This is a genomic window from Streptomyces sp. NPDC002867 (assembly GCF_053591895.1).
Genome location: NZ_JBSFUR010000075.1, coordinates 1 through 19,701 on the forward strand (window position 1 = coordinate 1; position 19,701 = coordinate 19,701).

At 71.8% G+C, this 19,701-nt stretch carries 21 protein-coding genes; 6 read left to right on the top strand and 15 right to left on the bottom strand.

Annotated features, from left to right (window positions below):
- Positions 1-170 (bottom strand): acyl-CoA dehydrogenase family protein (locus ACWD0A_RS33130; protein WP_451304223.1); only part of this gene is annotated, 170 nt, incomplete at its 3' end.
- Between the two features lie 175 nt (positions 171-345).
- On the opposite strand from ACWD0A_RS33130, the gene ACWD0A_RS33135 reads away from it, so the two are divergent.
- Positions 346-1,683, top strand: coding sequence for a UDP-glucose dehydrogenase family protein (locus ACWD0A_RS33135; RefSeq protein WP_451304191.1), 1,338 nt, complete (start codon positions 346-348; stop codon positions 1,681-1,683).
- Between the two features lie 26 nt (positions 1,684-1,709).
- Here ACWD0A_RS33135 and ACWD0A_RS33140 read toward each other — a convergent pair whose 3' ends face one another.
- Entirely contained in the window at positions 1,710-2,216 is a 507-nt protein-coding gene (locus tag ACWD0A_RS33140) for a CGNR zinc finger domain-containing protein (RefSeq protein ID WP_451304193.1), read from the bottom strand.
- 83 nt (positions 2,217-2,299) lie between these two features.
- Here ACWD0A_RS33140 and ACWD0A_RS33145 point away from each other — a divergent pair, with 83 nt between their 5' ends.
- Positions 2,300-2,662, top strand: coding sequence for a VOC family protein (locus ACWD0A_RS33145; protein ID WP_451304195.1), 363 nt, complete (start codon positions 2,300-2,302; stop codon positions 2,660-2,662).
- 47 nt (positions 2,663-2,709) lie between these two features.
- On the opposite strand, the gene ACWD0A_RS33150 is transcribed toward ACWD0A_RS33145, so the two are convergent.
- From ACWD0A_RS33150 to ACWD0A_RS33160, 3 genes are read right to left on the bottom strand one after another with little or no spacing between them, the layout of a single operon-like run.
- Complete coding sequence (locus tag ACWD0A_RS33150) at positions 2,710-3,909, bottom strand: dipeptidase (protein WP_451304197.1); 1,200 nt, start codon at positions 3,907-3,909, stop codon at positions 2,710-2,712.
- Positions 3,910-3,915: 6 nt separating this feature from the next.
- Positions 3,916-4,437: a 5-(carboxyamino)imidazole ribonucleotide mutase gene (gene purE / locus ACWD0A_RS33155; protein ID WP_177152397.1), complete on the bottom strand. Its 522-nt coding sequence runs from the start codon at positions 4,435-4,437 to the stop codon at positions 3,916-3,918.
- 5 nt (positions 4,438-4,442) lie between these two features.
- On the bottom strand, positions 4,443-5,561 hold the full coding sequence (locus tag ACWD0A_RS33160) for a 5-(carboxyamino)imidazole ribonucleotide synthase (RefSeq protein ID WP_451304225.1): 1,119 nt from the start codon (positions 5,559-5,561) through the stop codon (positions 4,443-4,445).
- A 195-nt stretch (positions 5,562-5,756) separates the two neighbouring features.
- On the opposite strand from ACWD0A_RS33160, the gene ACWD0A_RS33165 reads away from it, so the two are divergent.
- On the top strand, positions 5,757-6,272 hold the full coding sequence (locus tag ACWD0A_RS33165) for a GtrA family protein (RefSeq protein ID WP_451304199.1): 516 nt from the start codon (positions 5,757-5,759) through the stop codon (positions 6,270-6,272).
- A gap of 13 nt (positions 6,273-6,285) precedes the next feature.
- Here the strand turns inward: ACWD0A_RS33165 and ACWD0A_RS33170 are convergent, their stop codons facing one another.
- Positions 6,286-7,554 carry an ATP-binding protein gene (locus ACWD0A_RS33170; protein ID WP_451304201.1) on the bottom strand — a complete coding sequence of 423 codons (1,269 nt, stop codon included), beginning with the start codon at positions 7,552-7,554 and terminating at the stop codon, positions 6,286-6,288.
- 35 nt (positions 7,555-7,589) lie between these two features.
- Positions 7,590-8,267, bottom strand: a complete 678-nt coding sequence (locus tag ACWD0A_RS33175) for a response regulator transcription factor (protein ID WP_307715143.1) — start codon at positions 8,265-8,267, stop codon at positions 7,590-7,592.
- A gap of 336 nt (positions 8,268-8,603) precedes the next feature.
- On the opposite strand from ACWD0A_RS33175, the gene ACWD0A_RS33180 reads away from it, so the two are divergent.
- Positions 8,604-10,103 carry a peptide MFS transporter gene (locus tag ACWD0A_RS33180; protein WP_451304203.1) on the top strand — a complete coding sequence of 500 codons (1,500 nt, stop codon included), beginning with the start codon at positions 8,604-8,606 and terminating at the stop codon, positions 10,101-10,103.
- Positions 10,104-10,163: 60 nt separating this feature from the next.
- On the opposite strand, the gene ACWD0A_RS33185 is transcribed toward ACWD0A_RS33180, so the two are convergent.
- The 6 genes from ACWD0A_RS33185 to ACWD0A_RS33210 all read right to left on the bottom strand — a co-directional run bounded on the left by ACWD0A_RS33185 (position 10,164) and on the right by ACWD0A_RS33210 (position 15,248).
- Positions 10,164-11,531 (bottom strand): hypothetical protein, encoded by a 1,368-nt coding sequence (locus ACWD0A_RS33185; protein ID WP_451304205.1) that lies wholly within the window; start codon positions 11,529-11,531, stop codon positions 10,164-10,166.
- A 14-nt stretch (positions 11,532-11,545) separates the two neighbouring features.
- The gene (locus ACWD0A_RS33190) at positions 11,546-12,550 is read right to left on the bottom strand and encodes a hypothetical protein (protein WP_451304207.1); all 1,005 of its coding nucleotides are present in this window, start codon (positions 12,548-12,550) and stop codon (positions 11,546-11,548) included.
- A gap of 2 nt (positions 12,551-12,552) precedes the next feature.
- Positions 12,553-13,413 carry a COG1470 family protein gene (locus tag ACWD0A_RS33195; protein WP_451304209.1) on the bottom strand — a complete coding sequence of 287 codons (861 nt, stop codon included), beginning with the start codon at positions 13,411-13,413 and terminating at the stop codon, positions 12,553-12,555.
- A complete protein-coding gene (locus tag ACWD0A_RS33200; protein WP_451304211.1) occupies positions 13,374-14,042 on the bottom strand; it encodes a peptidase in 669 nt (222 codons plus the stop codon). The genes ACWD0A_RS33195 and ACWD0A_RS33200 overlap by 40 nt, the downstream gene beginning before the upstream one ends.
- 154 nt (positions 14,043-14,196) lie before the next feature.
- Positions 14,197-14,703, bottom strand: a complete 507-nt coding sequence (locus tag ACWD0A_RS33205) for an ATP-binding protein (protein ID WP_451304213.1) — start codon at positions 14,701-14,703, stop codon at positions 14,197-14,199.
- A 176-nt stretch (positions 14,704-14,879) separates the two neighbouring features.
- Entirely contained in the window at positions 14,880-15,248 is a 369-nt protein-coding gene (locus ACWD0A_RS33210) for an STAS domain-containing protein (protein WP_307715137.1), read from the bottom strand.
- 283 nt (positions 15,249-15,531) lie between these two features.
- Here ACWD0A_RS33210 and ACWD0A_RS33215 point away from each other — a divergent pair, with 283 nt between their 5' ends.
- Positions 15,532-16,557, top strand: coding sequence for an RNA polymerase sigma factor SigF (locus ACWD0A_RS33215; RefSeq protein WP_451304215.1), 1,026 nt, complete (start codon positions 15,532-15,534; stop codon positions 16,555-16,557).
- A gap of 91 nt (positions 16,558-16,648) precedes the next feature.
- Here ACWD0A_RS33215 and ACWD0A_RS33220 read toward each other — a convergent pair whose 3' ends face one another.
- A complete protein-coding gene (locus ACWD0A_RS33220) occupies positions 16,649-17,353 on the bottom strand; it encodes an aspartate/glutamate racemase family protein (protein ID WP_451304217.1) in 705 nt (234 codons plus the stop codon).
- 89 nt (positions 17,354-17,442) lie between these two features.
- Between ACWD0A_RS33220 and ACWD0A_RS33225 the strand changes: the two genes are divergently transcribed.
- Positions 17,443-18,315 (top strand): NmrA family NAD(P)-binding protein, encoded by an 873-nt coding sequence (locus ACWD0A_RS33225; RefSeq protein WP_451304219.1) that lies wholly within the window; start codon positions 17,443-17,445, stop codon positions 18,313-18,315.
- Between the two features lie 19 nt (positions 18,316-18,334).
- On the opposite strand, the gene hutI is transcribed toward ACWD0A_RS33225, so the two are convergent.
- Positions 18,335-19,501 carry an imidazolonepropionase gene (gene hutI, locus ACWD0A_RS33230; protein WP_451304221.1) on the bottom strand — a complete coding sequence of 389 codons (1,167 nt, stop codon included), beginning with the start codon at positions 19,499-19,501 and terminating at the stop codon, positions 18,335-18,337.
- Between the last annotated feature and the right edge of the window lie 200 nt (positions 19,502-19,701).

Genomic DNA, 19,701 nt, shown 5'->3' on the forward strand with positions numbered 1-19,701 from the left:
AGGTCGGACGAGACCAGCGCGTCGAGCGCCTCCTGCGGGAAGCGCGCCTCCTCGTCGACCGCGGCGGCGAACGGCTCGATCTTCGCCTCGGCGAGGGAGCGGACCGTTTCGCGGAGCATGTCGTGCTCTTCGGACGGGCGGTACAGATCGAAATCGGCCGAGCCTGCCAAGGTCTCTCACTCCCCAAGTGCTAACTACCGTTAAGTAACCCAATTTTAGACGGCGGCGTCGACCGTGGCCTACGTGAGTTTGCCGACAGCGCTGTCATCCGATGCCGGGAGGACCCCGGACACGGCCGATATGCTCGGGCGCGGACCCCGCACGCATCGGCACTGGAGCATCCGTATGGCCCTCAAGATCACGGTGATCGGCACCGGCTACCTCGGCGCCACGCACGCCGCGGCGATGGCGGAGCTGGGATTCGAGGTGCTGGGGCTGGACGTCGTCCCTGAGAAGATCGAGATGCTCTCGGCGGGGCGCGTACCGATGTACGAGCCCGGTCTCGAGGAGCTGCTGCGCAAGCACGTCGCCGGGATCGAGGGCTCGACCGGGCGGCTGCGCTTCACCACGTCGTGGGAGGAGGTCGGCGAGTTCGGCGACGTCCACTTCGTGTGCGTGAACACACCGCAGAAGCACGGCGAGTACGCCTGCGACATGTCCTATGTCGACGCGGCCTTCGCCTCCCTCGCTCCCCGGCTGACCCGCCCGGCTCTGGTCGTCGGCAAGTCCACCGTTCCCGTCGGCAGCGCCGACCGGCTGGCGGCCCTCCTCGACGAGCGGGCCCCGGGCGACGTGGAGCTGGCGTGGAACCCGGAGTTCCTGCGCGAGGGCTTCGCCGTCGACGACACACTGCGCCCCGACCGCATCGTCGTCGGCGTGCGCAGCGAGGCCGCCGAGAAGTTGCTCCGCGAGGTCTACGCGACGCCCGTGGCCGAGGGCTCGCCTTTCGTCGTGACCGACTTCCCCACCGCCGAACTCGTCAAGACGGCCGCCAACTCCTTCCTCGCGACCAAGATCTCCTTCATCAACGCCATGGCCGAGGTCTGCGAGGCCGCCGGCGGTGACGTGGCGAAGCTGGCGGAGGCGATCGGGCACGACGAGCGCATCGGGAAGAAGTTCCTGCGGGCCGGGGTCGGCTTCGGCGGCGGCTGCCTGCCCAAGGACATCCGCGCGTTCATGGCGCGCGCCGGCGAGCTGGGCGCGGACCAGGCCCTGACCTTCCTGCGCGAGGTCGACTCCATCAACATGCGCCGCCGCGGCCACATGGTCGAGCTGGCCCGGGAAGCCGTCGGCGGCTCCTCGTTCCTCGGCAAGCGGGTGGCGGTGCTGGGCGCCACCTTCAAGCCCGACAGCGACGACGTCCGCGACTCCCCCGCCCTCAACGTCGCCGGCCAGATCCACCTCCAGGGCGGCCAGGTCACGGTCTACGACCCCAAGGGCATGGACAACGCACGCCGCCTCTTCCCCACGCTGGGCTACGCCGACTCGGCGCTGGAGGCGGTACGCGGCGCGGACGTGGTGCTGCACCTGACCGAGTGGCGCGAGTTCCGCGACCTCGACCCGTCGGAACTGGGCAAGGCCGTGACGACCCCGATCATCCTGGACGGCCGCAACGCCCTCGACCCCGACCAGTGGCGCGAGGCCGGCTGGACCTACCGCGCCATGGGACGCCCGCGGGCCTGATCCGGTCCGGGGGCAGTCCGCCCCCGTCAGTCGGCGCCCGCCGTACGGCGGGCCCGGTAGGTGCGCATCTTGGCGCGGGCGCCGCACACCGCCATGGAGCACCAGCGGCTGCGGGCCGCCGGGCTGCGGTCGTAGTACGCCCACTGGCAGTCGTCGGCCTCGCACGCCTTGAGGCGCATCCATGTGCCGTCCGCCGCCCCCGTCGCGACGGCTTCGGCGACCCGCGCGAGCAGAGTCGGGGGGCCCGACGGGCGCAGCGCGGCCTCGCCGGACGGGGACACCGTGACGCGCAGCGGCGCGTCGGCGAGGAGGGCGTCGAGGGCAGTCGACGTCCCGTGACCCGCATGGGCCAGGCATGCCTCGCGCAGGGCTTCGCGCAGGACACGGGCCGCGGGCACGTCCTGCGGCGTGAGGGCGAATCGCGCCTGGGCCTCCGGCGCGTCGAGGCTGTCCGCACCGCTGCCGATGTCCAGCGTGTTGACCAGGGCCTCGATCAGCGCGAGGCCTCCGGGAGCGGGTGCCCTGTCATTCATGCTTGCGACGTTACCTCCTATGCGGGACCATGCAGTAACCGTTACCGGTTGTACGCTCATAGGGGTAACACCGAGGAGGAAGCATGAGCATCGCGAAACTCGGAGCCGTCGTCCTGGACTGTCCCGACCCGGTCGCTCTCGGGCGCTTCTACGCCGAGCTGCTCGGCGGGGAGATCGAGGACGACGGCGAGGGCTGGGTCGACCTGAAGGGTGTGCCGGGCGCGCCCCTCGCCTTCCAGCGCTCGCCCGGACACGTGCCGCCGAAGTGGCCGTCGCCCGAGGAGTCGCAGCAGTTCCACCTCGATGTGACCGTCGAGGACATGGACACGGCGGAGGAGCAGGTCCTGGCGATCGGCGCGACCGTGCTGGACGCCGCGGACCGCAAGCGGAGCTGGCGGGTGTACGCCGACCCGGCCGGTCACCCGTTCTGTCTCTGCGCCTGCTGAGTTGCGTTCGGGCAGTGCGCCGCCGAGGAGCGGCGCACTGCCGTCCGTCACACCCCGTCGAGCTGGTCGATCGTCGCGTTGGACGGGCCGCGCAGCTCCTGGAGATCGCGGGCCACGTCCTCGGCGGCGCGCAGCACACGGACCGCGTTCTGCCAGGTCAGCTTGGCCAGATCGGCCTCCGACCAGCCGCGGCCGAGCAGCTCCGCGATCAGGTTGGGGTAGCCCGCCACGTCGTCGAGGCCGGCCGGGGTGAAGGCCGTCCCGTCGAAGTCGCCGCCGATGCCGATGTGGTCGACGCCGGCGACCTCGCGCATGTGGTCGAGATGGTCCGCGACGGTCGCCGCGGTCGCGACCGGCCGCGGGTTCGCGGCCTCGAACGCCTCGTGGATCTTCATGGCCTGGGGCGTGGTGTCCAGATGGTGCAGCCCGTGCGCGCGCATGTTCTCGTCCGCGGCCCGGGTCCACTCGACCGCCGCGGGGAGGATGAACTTCGGTACGAAGGTGGCCATCGCGACGCCCCCGTTGGCGGGCAGCAGGGCCAGCACGTCGTCGGGGATGTTGCGCGGGTGGTCGCAGATCGCACGGGCCGAGGAGTGCGAGAAGACCACCGGCGCCACCGAGGTGGCGAGCGCGTCGCGCATCGTCGTCACGGCGACGTGCGAGAGGTCGACGAGCATGCCGATGCGGTTCATCTCGCGGACGACCTCGTGGCCGAACGGGGACAGGCCGCCCACGCCCGGCTCGTCGGTCGCCGAGTCCGCCCACGCGATGTTGTCGTTGTGCGTGAGCGTCATGTAGCGCACGCCCAGCGCGTACAGGGCGCGCAGTGTGGCGAGCGAGTTGTTGACGGAGTGGCCGCCCTCGGCGCCCATCAGGGACGCGATACGGCCCTCGGAGCGGGCGATCTCCATGTCCTCGGCGCTGAGCGCCCGCACGAGGTCCGCCGGGTAGCGGGTGATCAGCTGGTCGACGACGTCGATCTGCTCCAGCGTGGCGCTGACCGCTTCGTCGCCCGCCATGTCGCTGCGCACGTACACGGACCAGAACTGCGCGCCGACCCCGCCGGCGCGCAGCCGCGGGATGTCGGTGTGCAGGCGGCCCCTCTGGTCACCGGCGATGTCCATCCGGTCCAGGTCGTAGCGGACGTGCTCGCGCAGCGCCCAGGGCAGGTCGTTGTGGCCGTCGACGACGGGATGGGCGGCGAGCAGCTCCCGCGCCCGGCGGAGGTGATCCGTGGGGGTGTCCATGGGCTGTTACTTCCCGAAGCCGAAGGACTCCGCACCTCCGACCCTGGAGCGCAGCCGCTTGCCCTTCTCCGTGGCCTGGTCGTTCAGCTCCTGCTGGAACTCGCGCATCCGGCCGAGCAGTTCCTCGTCCTGCGTGGCCAGGATGCGGGCGGCCAGCAGGCCGGCGTTGCGCGCGCCGCCGACCGAGACGGTGGCGACGGGGACGCCCGCCGGCATCTGCACGATGGACAGCAGCGAGTCCATGCCGTCGAGGTATTTCAGCGGAACGGGGACACCGATCACGGGCAGCGGGGTGACGGAGGCCAGCATGCCCGGCAGGTGGGCCGCTCCCCCGGCGCCCGCGATGATCGCCTTGAGACCCCGGCCGGCGGCTTCCTCGCCGTACGCGATCATCTCGCGCGGCATTCGGTGCGCGGAGACGACGTCGACCTCGTACTCGATCTCGAACTCGTCCAGGGCCTGCGCGGCCAGCTCCATGACGGGCCAGTCGGAGTCGGATCCCATGACAATGCCGACGACGGGGCTCATGCTGCTCACTCGGTGATCGTTCCTCGCAGATAGCCGGCGGCGTGACGGGCGCGCTCGAGCACGTCGTCCAGGTCGTCGCCGTAGGTGTTGACGTGCCCCACCTTGCGGCCGGGCTTCACGTCCTTGCCATACATATGGATCTTCAGCTGCGGGTCCCGCGCCATGCAGTGGAGGTAGGCCGCGTACATGTCGGGGTAGTCGCCGCCCAGAACATTGCACATCACGGTCCACTTGGCACGCGGGCGCGGGTCGCCGAGCGGCAGGTCGAGCACCGCACGGACGTGGTTGGCGAACTGGGAGGTCACCGCGCCGTCCTGGGTCCAGTGGCCGGAGTTGTGCGGGCGCATCGCGAGCTCGTTGACGAGCAGCCGCCCGTCCGCCGTCTCGAACAGCTCGACCGCGAGATGGCCGACGACGCCGAGCTCCTTGGCGATGCGCAGCGCCAGCTGCTGTGCCTCGCCGGCCAGCTCGTCCGACAGACCGGGCGCGGGCGCGATCACCGTGTCGCAGACGCCGTCGACCTGCTGCGACTCGACGACGGGGTAGGCGACGGCCTGGCCGTGCGGGGACCGGACGATGTTCGCCGCGAGTTCGCGGACGAAGTCGACCTTCTCCTCGGCGAGGACCGGCACACCGGCCTTGAAGGGGGCCTCGGCGTCCGCCTGCGTACGGACGAACCACACGCCCTTGCCGTCGTAACCGCCCTGCACGGTCTTGAGGATGATCGGGAAGCCCCCGCCCTCCTCGGCGAAGGCGGCCGCGTCGGCCGGGTCCGCCACGATGCGGTGGCGCGGGCAGGGCGCGCCGATCTCCGTGAGCTTGGCGCGCATGACGCCCTTGTTCTGGGCGTGCACCAGCGCGTCGGGGCCCGGCCGGACGGGGATGCCGTCCGCCTCCAGGGCCCGCAGGTGCTCGAACGGCACGTGCTCGTGGTCGAAGGTGATCACGTCACAGCCGCGCGCGAACTCACGCAGGGTGTCCAGGTCGCGGTAGTCGCCGATGACGACATCGCTGACGACCTGGGCCGCCGAATCCTGGGGGGTGTCACTGAGGAGCTTGAATTTCAGGCCGAGGGGGATACCCGCCTCGTGGGTCATACGGGCGAGCTGACCGCCACCGACCATGCCGACTACCGGGAACGTCACCCCTTCAGGGTATCTTCCGAGCCGACCGGCCCTGTCCGCCGTAGGTTCCGACAAGCGATGTAGCGGCCGTCACATCACTCTCAGGACTCACAGGCGACCCGGAGAGCCGCTGGTTAGCATGGCGGTGTCGACGCTGCCGCTCGACACTGCCGATCCGATGAGGCTGGTCCCCCCATGAGTGAACCAGGCGGAGGACTGCGCGGGCGGGTGCGGCAGCTCGCGCGCGAGGTCGCCAAGTTCGGCGCGGTGGGCGGCGCGGGCGTGTTCGTCAACCTCGGGGTCTTCAACCTGGTGCGGAGCACGACCGAGATCCCGGTCGTCCGGGCGTCGATCATCGCCACGCTCGTCGCGATCTGCTTCAACTACGTGGGATTCCGCTACTTCACCTACCGTGACCGCGACAGGAGCGGCCGCACCCGGGAGCTGACACTGTTCCTGGCGTTCAGCGGGGCCGGCCTGGTGATCGAGCACGGCATCCTGTACGCGGCGACGTACGGCTTCGGCTGGAACACCCCGCTGCAGAACAACCTGTTCAAGTTCCTCGGCATCGGGATAGCGACGCTGTTCCGGTTCTGGTCGTACCGCACCTGGGTCTTCCGGGCGCTGCCCGTCCAGCAGGCCGAATCGCTCCTGGAGCAGCGACGGGCGGGGGCCGGGCCGGAGCCCGTGCCGGACCGCGCCGCCCGCTGATCCGGCGGCGGCGTCACCTCACGGTCGGCCTGGCGTCGTCCTTGCGCTTGGGGGCGACCTTGCTCAGGAACAGGGCGAAGACCGGCGGGTGCTGCTGGAGCAGTTCGAGCCTGCCGCCGTCCGCCTCCGCGAGGTCCCGGGCCACGGCCAGGCCGATGCCGGTGGAGTTGCGGCCGCTGATGGTCCGCTCGAAGATGCGGGCCCCGAGGTCCGCCGGCACGCCGGGCCCCTCGTCCGTCACCTCGACGACGGCCTGGTTGCCGGTCACCCGGGTCCGTACCGCGACCGTGCCGCCGCCGTGCATGAGCGAGTTCTCGATGAGCGCGGCGAGCACCTGGGCGACCGCGCCCGGGGTTCCGACGGCCTGCATGCCGCGACGGCCGGAGTGGACGATCGCGCGGCCCGCGCTGCGGTAGGCCGGGCGCCATTCCTCCAGCTGCTGCTTGACGACCTCGTCGAGGTCGAAGGCGACGGCGGAACCGATCCGGGGGTCGCGCGAGTTCGTCAGGAGCCGCTGCACGACGTCGGTGAGCCGCTCGACCTGGTTCAGCGCGATGCTCGCCTCCTCCTTCACGGTCGCCGGGTCGTCGGTGACCGTGATCTCCTCCAGCCGCATCGACAGCGCGGTCAAGGGGGTGCGCAGCTGGTGGGAGGCGTCCGCGGCGAGCCTGCGCTCCGCGGTGAGCATGCGGGCGATCCGCTCGGCGCTGGCGTCCAGCACATCGGCGACCCGGTCCAGTTCGGGGACCCCGTAGCGCCGGTGGCGGGGGCGGGGGTCGCCGGAGCCGAGCCGTTCGGCGGTCTCGGCGAGGTCGGTGAGCGGCGCGGCGAGCCGGTTTCCCTGCCGTACCGCGAGGAGCACGGCCGCGACGACGGCGAGCAGCGCGACCGCGCCGATGATCAGCAGCGACCGGCCGACCTCGCGCGTCACCACCGAGCGGGACTCCTCCACGGTGACCGTGATGTTGCGCTCGCCCTCGGCGGTGCCGCGGATGACGCTGCCGCCGGGCCGCTTGCCGATCTCGATGGGGTCGCGGCCGGCGATGCGGATCAGGGCGTAGCGGGTGACGTCGCCCTGCTGGGCGATGATGTCCGGATTGACCGGCTCGCCGCCGACCAGCCTGCTGTCGACGATGCTGGCCAGGCGCAGCGCCTCCGAGTCCACGCTCTCCTGCGCGCTGCTGCTGATGGTGCGGGTCTCGACGAGGACCAGCGAGACGCCGAAGACGGCGATCACGACGAGCACCACGGCGAGCGTGGAGTGGATCAGACGGCGGCGCATGGGGTCCGCGTGTCAGGGCTCATGGCGTGTGCCTCTCAGGACTTCTCGAAGCGGAAGCCCACGCCGCGCACGGTCGCGATGTACCGGGGGTTGGCCGCGTCGTCGCCGAGCTTCTTGCGCAGCCAGGAGATGTGCATGTCCAGGGTCTTGGTCGACGACCACCACGTGGTGTCCCAGACCTCGCGCATCAACTGGTCGCGGGTGACGACCCGGCCGGCGTCGCGCACGAGGACGCGCAGGAGGTCGAACTCCTTGGCGGTGAGCTGGAGCTCCTCCTCGCCCATCCAGGCGCGGTGCGACTCGACGTCGATCCGCACGCCGTGCGTGGCGGGGGCGGGCGCGGGCTCGGCGGCGCCGCGCCGGAGCAGGGCCCGGACCCGGGCGAGCAGTTCGGCGAGGCGGAACGGCTTGGTGACGTAGTCGTCGGCGCCCGCGTCGAGACCGACCACGGTGTCCACCTCGTCCGCCCGCGCGGTCAGCACCAGGATCGGCACGGTGTGCCCGTCGGCGCGCAGCCGCCGCGCGACCTCCAGGCCGTCCATACCGGGCAGCCCCAGGTCCAGCACGACGAGATCGACCCCGCCCGCGAGTCCGGCGTCGAGGGCGCTCGGACCGTCCTCGCGCACCTCCACCTCGTAGCCCTCCCGGCGCAGGGCTCGGGCCAGTGGCTCGGAGATGGATGCGTCGTCCTCGGCGAGCAGTACACGGGTCATGAAGGTGATGGTAGTCCGCATGGCCCAGCCGCCGGGGCGTGATCCACAAGGGCTCGGACTTAGGGATGCGATCCTGGTGACGACCTTCGATTCAGGGCAGATGGTTCCGCGTTTACCTGTGATTCATATCTCAAGTCCTTTTATATGCCGCACTGTCGTGGCGTAAGGTGTCGAGACGCCTGATGTAGTGACTGGGGACCTTTGGACGAATCCACGCGCCAAAGGTCTCATTTCTGCAAAGGATTGTCCTGCCGGTCTTGACGGCAGCGCGAAGTGACCCCAACGGGCGCGTCACCGCTCACGAAGCGCCGCGTCCCGAGCGAGCAAGGATCGACCATGGCGTCCAGCCTGACGAGGGACTCGGCCAGCACCCCTGGCTACAAGAAGACGTTCCTCGGCCACCCCCGCGGTCTGGCCAATCTCTTCATGACCGAGATGTGGGAGCGCTACAGCTTCTACGGCATGCGGGCTCTGCTCGTTCTCTACCTGTCGGCCTCCGTGGCCAAGGGCGGTCTCGGCTTCGACACGGCTACCGCCGTCGCCATCTACTCCGTCTACAACGCCATGGTCTACCTGCTCGCCCTGCCGGGCGGCTGGTTCGGCGACCGGGTGTGGGGCGCGCGGAAGACCGTGGCGGTCTCCGGCACGGTCATCATGGTCGGCCATTTCATGCTGGCCCTGCCGATGGAGATCTCGTTCTTCATCGGTCTGGCGCTCATCGCCGCCGGTTCCGGTCTGCTCAAGGCCAACATCTCGACGATGGTCGGCCACCTCTACCGGGACAAGAACGACCCGCGCCGTGACGGTGGCTTCACGATCTTCTACATGGGCATCAACCTCGGTGCCTTCGTCGCCCCGCTGACGATCGGTTACGTGGGCCAGAAGATCAACTGGCACTACGGCTTCGCCATGGCCGGTGTCGGCATGGCCCTCGGTCTCGCCTTCTTCTTCCTGGGCTTCCGCAACCTGGCCCCGGAGTCGAACCAGGTGCCCGCCCCGCTGTCCGACGCCGAGCGCGCCGGCATCATCAAGAAGGCCCTGATCTGGCTCGCCGTCGCGGCCGCCGCCTACGGCGTCGTCGGCCTCTCCGGCTCGTTCAGCATCGACTGGGTGCTGTGGCCGCTGACCATCCTGGGTCTCGTCCTGCCCGCCTGGTACCTGATCCGTATCAAGCGCGACTCGGACCTGGAGCCGGTCGAGCGCTCGCGGATGTCGGCGTACGTCTGGTTCTTCGTCGCCGCCGCCGTCTTCTGGGGCATCTACGACCAGACCGGTTCCACGCTGAGCCTGTTCGCCGAGAACAACACCTCGGGCACCCTGTTCGGCTTCGACTTCCCGGCCAGCTGGTTCCAGTCGCTGAACCCGCTGTACGTGATGGCGCTCGCCCCGGTCTTCGCCTGGCTGTGGGTCGCGCTGGCCCGCCGCTCCAAGGAGCCCAGCACGCTGGTCAAGTTCACGCAGGGCCTGGTGCTCATCGGCGCCTCGTTCTTCGTGATGATGCTGGCCCAGGCCGCCTCCGCGGGCGGCGTCATGGTCACCCCGCTGTGGCTGTGCTCGGTCTACCTGATCCAGACCGTGGGTGAGCTGACCCTGTCCCCGGTCGGCCTGTCGCTGACGACGAAGCTGGCGCCCGCCAAGTACGCGTCCCAGATGATGGGTGTCTGGTTCCTGGCCGTCACCGCCGGCGACTCGGTCATCGCCCTGCTCCAGCTGATGGGCGCGCCGACGGACACCGAGTGGTGGTTCGCCAGCCAGGGTGCGCTCGCGGTGCTCGGCGGTGTCGCGATCTTCATGTACCGCAGGAAGGTCCAGCCGCTCATGGGCGGCGTGCACTGACACGCCCCGTACGGGCACGGAGGGCCGCCGCACCGATTCGGTGCGGCGGCCCTCCGCCGTTCAGCGGGTGCCGCGCAGACGCTGCCACGGCGTGAACGTGAAGACCGCGCCGCCCAGCAGGATCGCCGTGCCCGCCACCAGGGCCAGGGCGCGCAGGGCCCCCGTGTCCTCGGCGCCGGTCTGGGCCAGGCCGCCGCTCGTGGCCGAGCCGCCGGCGCCGCCGCTCGTGCCGCCCCCACCGGTGGAACCGCCGCCGGCCGCTCCGCCCGGCTGGGCCGAGGTGTCGAGTTCGAGGGAGAACGGCACGTCCGCCGGCGGGGTGCAGGTGGTGGTCGTGCCGAGCGCCTTCACCGTGAGGACGCCCGGGCTCAGCGTCGTCCGGCCCGTGGCACCGGGCTTGTACGTGCCCGTCAGGTCGGGGATCTCGATCGGGTCGCCGGCCTTGATGGGCTCCTTGTTCGTCGGTCCCTCGACATGGACGAAGCCCTTGTCGGCGCCGCCGAGTTTCACCTCCATGGACGGCTTGACCGAGTCCTTGGGGATGTCGGCCGGGCTGTCCATGACGGACTTGGAGAACTTCACGGTGAGGCCGTAGTCGCCGCCGCTCTTCTTGGCGTTGATGCGGACCGGGGAGACGGCGTTCTTGTCGCCGATGGGGGTCTTGCACTCGTACGCGACCTCGATCTCCTTGCCCTCGAAGTCCGTCTGATCACCGCCACCGCCGCCGGACGTCCCGCCGGAGCCGCCCCCGCTCGTCGTGCCGCCGGAGCTCGTACCACCCGAGCTCGTACCGCCCGAGCTCGTGCCGCCGTCCGTCGTACCGCCGGAGGTGGTTCCGCCGGAGCTCGTGCCGCCCGACGTCGTGCCGCCGGAGGTGGTTCCTCCGGAACTCGTGCCGCCGCCCTGCGACACCTTGATCGTCGCCCCGACCCGGACCGTCTCCTTCGGCGCGCACCTGGTGTCCGTCGAGATCGGCTTCGAGACGTTGATGGCGTACGGCCCCGGTGTCAGCGTGACCTCGCCCGCCTTCTCCAGCTTCAGCATGCCCTTCATGTCGGGCAGCACCATCGGGCTGTTCTTGGGGATCGGCGGGTTCTGCCGGGGCCCCTCCATCGCCAGCTCGCCCGTGGCGGCGCCGCCGAGGGTGATCGTGCCGGTCGGTTTGACCGTGTCCTTCTGCAGGTCCAGGATGTCCGGGTTCTTGGAGGCGGCCTGGACCGTCTTCCAGACCACCTCGACCTCGTCGCCCACCTTGGCCTCCGCCGGCGCGGTGATCTGCACCGTGGTCGTGCCCTGGACGGGCGGCAGGCCGGAGATCGGCGGCGGAATGCACTCCGTCGCGTACGAGACCTCGGCGGCCTGTGCGGGGCTCGCGGCCAGCAGGATCCCCGCGCCGCCGAGCATCAGCGCGACCCCGGCCGCGCTCATCCTCCGTTGCGTACTCACGAATGTCCCTTCGTCGTGGGCCGGTCGGTCCGGTTCTCTGACGGTGCGGAGTCAGGGGTGAACCACGGCAGTGCCGCCGTGGTGGTCGAGGGGGAGGCGGGCGGGCGGGCCCGGCCGGTGCGGCGGGCGTGCCGCGAGCCCGGCGGCCGTACGCGGTCGACGACCGCCATGCCGACGCGGAACAGCGCCGTGGGCACCACCAGGGCCAGCAGGATCCAGAAGACGGTCACGCCCCAGGGCCGGCCGACGCCCCAGGGCTGTTCGGCGACGACCTTGCCGCCGTACTTCACCGAGACCGCGTAGTCGCCGTGGGCGCCTGCCGCGAGCCGGACGGGCAGTTCGATCCGCGCCTTGGCCCCCGGCTTGATCGTGCCGCGCCACTGCTGCTCCTCCCACTGGGGCGCGAACACCCCGTGGGCGGTGCCGACCTGGAAGACGGGGTCCTCCACGGGCGTCGTCCCGAGATTGCCGACGGTGAACTCGAGCGTCCGGGAGGGCGGGGCGCCGAAGAGGACCAGCAGGCCCGACGTGCCCCGCAGCCGGGTGGGGGCGAGGACGGCGAGGCGGCCGTCGCCGGTCTGCTCGGGAAGCGGTGCGGTGGGGTGGCCCGCGACGACGAACTCCGCGTCCACCACCTGCTGTTCGCCGGTCACCGTGGCGACGTGCACGACACAGGGGCACGGCTCGGGCGGCTCGGCGACCGGCAGCCTCTTGTCGAAGGCGCCCCGGGAGTCGGTGGTGACCGCGCGTCCGTCGGCGTTGGCGCAGGAGTTGGTGCCGCCGATGACGCCCGTGCCGGGCGAGGACTTTCCGCAGATCAGCAGGATCAGCAGGGTCTTCGCCCGCCACCCGGCACCGCTGACGGTGAGGCCCCCGCCCTTGCCCGCCTGGGACGCGGACAGCTCGACGGTCGGGGTGGGCGTGGGCGCGCCCAGCGCGGGGGCGGCGGGCAGGAGCAGGAGCAGAAGGGCCAACAGGGCGGTGGGAACGGCACGTCGCATGGTCAGGCTCCTGCTCCCGGCGGTCGGCGTTCGGGGACGGTGCGGCCACGGCGGCGGCTCGGCACGCGCCGCCGGAGGACCAGGGCCGCCGCCGCCACGGCGCACGTCAGCAGCGTCGCCGTCGCCGGCCAGGCCGCGAACGTCCGCGAGGCGGTCGCCTCGGCCCGGGCGGCTCCCGGCGCGCCCGCCGTCACGCGGATGTCCACGACGTCCAGGTGCGGCGGGTCGGACCAGGGCTCGGAAAGGGTGACCCGGCGGCCCGGGGGCAGCTCGGCCCGCACGCGGGCGGGGCGGCTGAGGACCTCGCCGAACAGGCCGTCCGCGCGGAGCGCCACACGCGGCGTCAGCGGCGTGTTGCCCCGGTTGACGAGGGCGTAGCGGATCGAGCCGTCCGCGTACGACACGTCCTCGACCGTGAGGGCCGCCAACAGCGGCCCGTGCACGCGCAGATGGAGCCGCACCGGTTCCTCACGGCCCCGTCCGGACGCCGTGATCGTCGCCGTCTGCCCGCCGGGCGGGGTGCTCGCGGGCAGGGTGACGGTGAAGGGTACCTCCGCGCGGGTGCGGGCCGGGACGGTGACCGTACGGGCGGCCAGCGCGATCCACGGCCCGGCCGCGTCGGCCCGCAGGCGCAGGGTGAGCGGCTCGCCGGCCCGGTTGGTCACCGCGAGCCGGTCCTCCAGTACGGCGCCGGGCGCGCCCTCCAGGTACAGGTACGCGCGGTCCGGCGCCCATGGCGCGGACGCCGCCACCGCCGCAGGCGCCGCCGGGAGGAGCGGCGCCGCCGTGAGCGCGAGGACGAGCGCGAGCGCGGCCCGCACGGTCAGCCCGCGGCCCGGCCGCCGCCGCGCCGGGTCAGCCACAGGACGCCCGCGGCACCGGTGAGCAGCACCGTCCCGCCGAGCGTGCCGAGTGCCATGGCCGAGTCCAGCGGGCCCGTCCTCGGGAGCCGCGAGGACGCGGACGCCGTGCCGCCGCCCGCCGCCGTGACGTCCAGTTCCAGCGACGGTCCCGGGTTGTTGCGCGGCGTGCACGTGGTCGTCGTGCCGAGCGCCTTGATCGTCAGCACGCCCGCGGTGAAGGTGACCTTGCCGCTCCTGCGCGGCGTGTACGTGCCCGACAGGTCATTGATCTTGATGGGCGTTTCGGCGGGGATCGCCGCGGCGTTGGCCGGGCCCGACACCCGCACCTCTCCCCGGGCCGCGCCGCCCACCCGGATGACCGCGCTCGGGTTCATGGCGCCCTTGCCCAGCTCGACAGGGCTGGACGAGACGCCCTTGCGGAACGACATCGTGAGCCGGTAGGCGCTGCCGCTCCTCTCGGCCCTGATGTCGATCGGCGAGACCGCCCCCTTGGGGCCGATGGGGGTCCGGCACTGGTAGTCGACGTCGACGACGGCGGCCTGCGCGGCGGGGGCGGCGATCAGCACCGCCGAGGCCGCCACGGCCGCTGCCGCCGCGAGAGCTGTCCGCTTGCGGTTCCGGTACGACACCTCGGTTCCCCTCGTGCGCGCATGGACTGACGGCGTTACTGACGGCGCATCAGATCGGGGGCTCACGGTACGCCGGGGGCCCTGGGGAGGGAAGACAAAGAGCACGCCGTATCGGCGTGCTCCGCAAGAGATCCGGCAACGGCCTGCGAAACGCTCACGCGGGGGCGGCGAGTTCGGCCCACACCGTCTTCCCCGGCGAGCCGGATGTCCGCACGACTCCCCAGTCCAGGCAGAGGCGTTGGACGATGAACATGCCGTGGCCACCGGGCCGTCCCGCGCGGTGCGGGGTGCGCGGCGCGGGCTGGCCCGTGCCGCGGTCGGTGACCTCCAGACGCAGGACCTTCCCGTCGCAGCCGATGCGCAGTTCCTCGGGGCCCTCGGCGTGCAGACAGGCGTTGGTGACCAGTTCGGAGACGACCAGCAGCACGTCCTCGGCCGCCGCCCTGCGGTCCGCCGTCCCGGCGGGCAGCCAGCCCCAGTCGTGGAGCGCCTGCCTGGTGAAGTCGCGAGCGAGCGGAACGATCCCGCTGGCGCTGCCGAGCGAGAGCCTGCGCACCGCGCCACCGACCGGTGCGGCGGATACGGGCACGGTCGGCGCCGCGGCGGCGGCTCCCGGCTCGGGGCCGAGATCGCCCGGCTGTTGCTGCCGGGTGGTGCTCATCAGCGCTTCACCTCACCGATTCACCGGTTCACCAGTTCGCCATGGATTCAGTACGCAGAGTATTGGACGTTCAACGTTCTGCGGGGGTACTCCTGCCCGACCGAATCGTGACAACACCCACTAGGTCGGCACGGCACACGTGACGCCGACTACAGGGCGGCACGACGGGCCTCGACTCAGTCGGACAGGGCCGCTTCGAGGGAGTCGTGCACGGTGAAGACCGCCTCGGCTCCGGTGATCTCGAAGACCCTCGCCACCAGGGGCTGCATCCCGGCCAAATGGACCCCTCCCCCACCGGCCTCCGCCTTCAGCCGGGCACCCAGCAGGACATTGAGCCCGGTGGAGTCGCAGAAATCGAGGCGTGAACAGTCGATCACCAGGCGCACACGGCCTCGGTCGATCGCCTCGTCCAGGGGCGCGCGCAGCAGTTCGGCGGTGTGGTGATCCAGCTCACCCGCCGGTTGCACAATCTCGCTGCGGCCCTCGGTCCGAACCTCGACCTGAAGCCGGCCCCGGCTCACACTGCCGACCGTCTCGCGGTCCATGCCGTCCCTCTTCGCCGTGTCGTTCGCTGCGTCGTCCGCCGTTTCGTGCCACACGTCACACGCCGCCATTCGGGCGGCGCCGGACGCCCGTCGAACCCTACGCCTTCCCCGCGTCGACCGGTACCCGAACTACCCCCCAATTGGGACATACATGACATGCGCCACTTGCGATCGGCCCTGCCGAGCCGGTAGGGCTAGTAAGGACACACCCGACACGGCCGGCTTTGGAGGCGCCGCTCACCGCAGCAGCATGCATGGCATCGGCAGCCATATGCCGAGAACGATGGAGGACACCATGTCACCCCGGCTCGACGTACCGCGTACCCCCACCGCGCCGTCGGCACACCCCGCCCGTACGACGGCCCACGACCCCGCCGAGACGACCGGTCCCGGTGCCGCCGCGACCGACGCGGCGCCCCAGGCAACCGCAGCGTGCGACGCGGCGGCCGAAGCCGCCGTGACCGAGGCCGCGGCCACCGGACAGCCGTCCGCGGTCCTGGAGGACCTTCCGGATCTGCCGGCGATTCCGCCTTTCGACGAGGTGGACTCGCTGGACGCGCGAGCGCTGTCGAAGACACTCTTCGAGCGGCTCACGATCCTCGAAGAGGGCACGCACGAGTACGCCTACGTCCGCAACACGCTGATCGAACTCAACCTGGCCCTGGTCAAGTTCGCCGCCTCACGGTTCCGGACGCGCAGCGAGCCGATGGAGGACATCGTCCAGGTCGGCACCATCGGCCTGATCAAGGCGATCGACCGGTTCGAGCTCAGCCGGGGCGTCGAGTTCCCCACGTTCGCGATGCCGACCATCATCGGCGAGATCAAGCGCTTCTTCCGGGACACGTCCTGGTCGGTGCGGGTGCCGCGGCGGCTGCAGGAACTGCGGCTCGAGCTCGCGAAGGCCGGTGACGAGCTCTCCCAGCAGCTGGACCGCACGCCCACCGTCGGCGAACTCGCCGAACGCCTCGGCATCGGCCGGGACGAGGTCGTCGAGGGCATGGCGGCGAGCAACGCGTACACCGCGAGCTCGCTGGACGCCCAGCCCGAGGAGGACGACACCGAGAGCGCGCTCGCCGACCGCATCGGGTACGAGGACCACGGCCTCGAGGGCATCGAGTACGTCGAGTCGCTCAAGCCGATGATCGCGGGGCTCCCGCCGCGGGACCGCACGATCCTCAGCCTGCGGTTCGTGGCGAACATGACGCAGTCGGAGATCGGCGAGGAGCTCGGCATCTCGCAGATGCACGTGTCCAGGCTGCTGACGAAGACGCTGGTGAAGCTGCGCAGGGGGCTCACGCTGGAGGAGTGAGCCGACCGCTCCCACTGCCTCCGGAAGGGCCCGCTCCGTCAGGAACGGGCCCTTCCCCGTCGTGGAGCCCGTCAGGGGCTGTCAGGGCCCGTCAGGGGGCGGCGGGCGGTTGCAGCGCGGCCGTCACCGCCGCCTCCGCGTGCAGCCGCGTCGTCGGGAACACCGGCACCGGGCTGTCGTCCGCCCCGATCAGCAGCTCGATCTCCGTGCAGCCGAGGACGACGCCCTGCGCGCCCTCCGCGACGAGCTCGCCGATGACCCGCCGGTCGGCGGCCCGGGACTCCTCGCGGACGACTCCGAGGCACAACTCCTCGTAGATCACCCGGTGGACGAGGGCGCGCCCGGCGGCGTCCGGAGTGAGGACCGTCAGGCCGTGGGAGGCCAGCCGGTCCCGGTAGAAGTCCTGCTCCATGGTGAAGGCGGTGCCCAGCAGGCCCACGGTGGCAAGACCCTGCGCCCGCACGGCCGCGGCGGTGGCGTCCGCGAGGTGCAGCAGCGGCACACCGACCGCGTCCTGCACCTGGCCGGCGACCTTGTGCATGGTGTTGGTGCAGATCAGCAGCAGGTCCGCGCCCGCCGCCTCCAGACCCTTCGCGGCCTCGGCGAGGACGTCGCCGGCCCGCTGCCACTCGCCGGCGACCTGCAGTTCCTCGATCTCGGCGAAGTCCACGGAATGCAGGACGCACTTGGCGGAGTGGAGTCCGCCGAGGCGTTCCCGTACGAGCTCGTTGAGGAGCCGGTAGTACTCCGCGCTGGATTCCCAGCTCATGCCGCCGATCAGTCCGATGGTTCGCATCGGGCCACTGTCGCATGTCGCGGCCCGGGCGGATGCGGCCGCCGGTGACACTGGTCCGCACAGCCCGGCCGTACGAGAGGACACCCGTCATGCCCCCTGTCATCGCCGTCACCGGAGCGAGCGGACGCGTCGGCGGCCGGGTGGCGGCCAGGCTCTCGGCGGCGGGCGTCGCGACCCGGCTGGTGGGCCGCGATCCGGCCCGGCTGCCCGAGCTGCCCGGCGCGGTCGCCGCGCCCCCCGCCTCCCACGGCGACGGCGAGGCGATGCGGCGGGCCCTGGACGGCGCGGACACGCTGTTCCTCGTCTCGGCGCACGAGGCGCCCGGCCGGGTCCAGGAGCACCACACGGCCGTGGACGCGGCACTCGCCGCGGGCGTCGGGCGGATCGTGTACCTGTCGTTCGTGGGCGCCGCACCGGACGCGACGTTCACCTTCGCCCGCGACCACTTCCACACGGAGGAGTACATCCGGGCCTGCCGAGTGCACCACACCTTCCTGCGGGACAACTTCTACCTGGCCGCGTTCCCGGCGATGACCGGCACTGACGGGGTGCTGCGCGGCCCGGCCGGACAGGGCCGGGTGGCCGCCGTCGCCCACGACGACATCGCCGACGCGGCGGCGGCCGTGCTCCTCGACGGACCCGGTCCGCACGACCGCGCGGTGTACGACCTGACCGGTCCCACCGCGTTCTCCCTCGCGGAGGCCGCGGCCGAACTGACCCGCGCCACCGGCCGCACCGTGCGCTACGTCCCCGAGTCCGAGGACGAGGCCTACGCCTCCCGTGCCGGCTACGGCGCCGAGGAGTGGGAGGTGACGGGCTGGGTCACGTCGTACGAGGCGATGGGCGCCGGCGAGATGGCCGCGGTCTCGGACGCGGTGCCGCGGCTGACGGGGCACCCGGCGCAGTCGCTGCGCGAGTACCTGGCCGAGCACCCGCGCAGCTACGCGCACCTGCTGCCGTAGCCCTTCCCGGACCGGACGCCTAGACGCGCTTGCCGGCCCGCCAGACCTCGCGCACCAGCGGCACGCCCGGCCGGTAGGCGAGGTGGACATGGCTCGGGGCGTCCAGCAGGGCGAGGTCCGCGCGGGACCCGGGCGTGAGGCGGCCGACGTCCGTACGGCGCAGGGCCGCGGCGCCGCCCGCCGTGGCGGACCACAGCGCCTCGTCGGGTGTCATCCCCATGTCGCGCACCGCGAGCGCGATGCAGAACGGCATCGAGGACGTGAACGACGAGCCCGGGTTGCAGTCCGTCGACAGCGCGACGGTGGTACCCGCGTCGATCAGACGGCGCGCGTCGGGCCACTCGGCGCGGGTGGAGAACTCCGCGCCCGGCAGCAGGGTCGCGACGGTCGCGCTGTTGGCGAGGGCGTCGACGTCCGCGTCCGTGAGGTGGGTGCAGTGGTCGGCGGACGCGGCGTCCAGCTCGACGGCGAGCTGCACGCCCGGGCCGTAGCCGAGCTGGTTGGCGTGCACGCGCGGCAGGAGGCCCTTCGCCTTGCCCGCGGTCAGCACCGCACGCGCCTGGTCCCCGTCGAACGCGCCCTTCTCGCAGAACACGTCGACCCAGCGGGCGTGCGGCGCGCAGGCGTCCAGCATCTCGCCGGTGACGAGGGCGACGTAGGCCGCCGGGTCGTCGGCGTAGTCCGGGGAGACGACGTGCGCGCCGAGGTACGTCACCTCGTCGGTGTGCCGGGCGGCGATCCGCAACGCCCTGGCCTCGTCCTCGACGGTCAGCCCGTACCCGGACTTCGTCTCGAACGTGGTCGTGCCCTGGCGCAGGGCCTCCTCGAGATACCGCGTGAGGTTGGCCTCGAGCTCGTCGTCGCTCGCGGCACGGGTGGCGGCGACGGTGGTGCGGATGCCACCGGCGGAGTAGGCCCGGCCGGACATACGGGCGTTGAACTCCTGGGTGCGGTCGCCCGCGAAGACGAGGTGCGAGTGGGAGTCCACGAAGCCGGGGATGCAGGCGCGGCCCCGGGCGTCGTGCCGCAGGTCGGCGTCGGGCGCGTCCTCGGCGGCGCCGGCCCAGGCGACGCGGTCGCCGTCGATGACGAGCGCGCCGTTCTCGACGAGCCCGAGGGGCCCGTCGCCGAGGGCGGGGTCGTTGGTGACGAGGGTGGAGATGTTGGTGACGAGGGTGGTGGTCATGGGGTCCTTTCGGAGGGTTCCTTTCCCCACCCCGCCCCTTCCCCGTAACCGGGGCAAGCCCCGGACCCCGTACCGCGCTTCGCGCGGTGTCCTCAAGCGCCGACGGGCTGATTTCGCTCCGCGAAATCCAGCCCCGCCGGCGCTTGAGGCGCTGGGGGTCCCTCCCACGGCCGCCAGAGATCGGGAGAGCGTGGGGTAGG

What these genes read in the sequence shown, in the direction of transcription:
- ACWD0A_RS33135 (WP_451304191.1), top strand. Translation starts at nt 346, where the DNA reads ATGGCCCTCAAGATCACGGTGATCGGCACCGGCTACCTCGGCGCCACG.
- ACWD0A_RS33140 (WP_451304193.1), bottom strand. Translation starts at nt 2,216, where the DNA reads ATGAATGACAGGGCACCCGCTCCCGGAGGCCTCGCGCTGATCGAGGCC.
- ACWD0A_RS33145 (WP_451304195.1), top strand. Translation starts at nt 2,300, where the DNA reads ATGAGCATCGCGAAACTCGGAGCCGTCGTCCTGGACTGTCCCGACCCG.
- ACWD0A_RS33150 (WP_451304197.1), bottom strand. Translation starts at nt 3,909, where the DNA reads ATGGACACCCCCACGGATCACCTCCGCCGGGCGCGGGAGCTGCTCGCC.
- purE (WP_177152397.1), bottom strand. Translation starts at nt 4,437, where the DNA reads ATGAGCCCCGTCGTCGGCATTGTCATGGGATCCGACTCCGACTGGCCC.
- ACWD0A_RS33160 (WP_451304225.1), bottom strand. Translation starts at nt 5,561, where the DNA reads ATGGTCGGTGGCGGTCAGCTCGCCCGTATGACCCACGAGGCGGGTATC.
- ACWD0A_RS33165 (WP_451304199.1), top strand. Translation starts at nt 5,757, where the DNA reads ATGAGTGAACCAGGCGGAGGACTGCGCGGGCGGGTGCGGCAGCTCGCG.
- ACWD0A_RS33170 (WP_451304201.1), bottom strand. Translation starts at nt 7,554, where the DNA reads ATGCGCCGCCGTCTGATCCACTCCACGCTCGCCGTGGTGCTCGTCGTG.
- ACWD0A_RS33175 (WP_307715143.1), bottom strand. Translation starts at nt 8,267, where the DNA reads ATGACCCGTGTACTGCTCGCCGAGGACGACGCATCCATCTCCGAGCCA.
- ACWD0A_RS33180 (WP_451304203.1), top strand. Translation starts at nt 8,604, where the DNA reads ATGGCGTCCAGCCTGACGAGGGACTCGGCCAGCACCCCTGGCTACAAG.
- ACWD0A_RS33185 (WP_451304205.1), bottom strand. Translation starts at nt 11,531, where the DNA reads ATGAGCGCGGCCGGGGTCGCGCTGATGCTCGGCGGCGCGGGGATCCTG.
- ACWD0A_RS33190 (WP_451304207.1), bottom strand. Translation starts at nt 12,550, where the DNA reads ATGCGACGTGCCGTTCCCACCGCCCTGTTGGCCCTTCTGCTCCTGCTC.
- ACWD0A_RS33205 (WP_451304213.1), bottom strand. Translation starts at nt 14,703, where the DNA reads ATGAGCACCACCCGGCAGCAACAGCCGGGCGATCTCGGCCCCGAGCCG.
- ACWD0A_RS33210 (WP_307715137.1), bottom strand. Translation starts at nt 15,248, where the DNA reads ATGGACCGCGAGACGGTCGGCAGTGTGAGCCGGGGCCGGCTTCAGGTC.
- ACWD0A_RS33215 (WP_451304215.1), top strand. Translation starts at nt 15,532, where the DNA reads ATGGAGGACACCATGTCACCCCGGCTCGACGTACCGCGTACCCCCACC.
- ACWD0A_RS33220 (WP_451304217.1), bottom strand. Translation starts at nt 17,353, where the DNA reads ATGCGAACCATCGGACTGATCGGCGGCATGAGCTGGGAATCCAGCGCG.
- ACWD0A_RS33225 (WP_451304219.1), top strand. Translation starts at nt 17,443, where the DNA reads ATGCCCCCTGTCATCGCCGTCACCGGAGCGAGCGGACGCGTCGGCGGC.
- hutI (WP_451304221.1), bottom strand. Translation starts at nt 19,501, where the DNA reads ATGACCACCACCCTCGTCACCAACATCTCCACCCTCGTCACCAACGAC.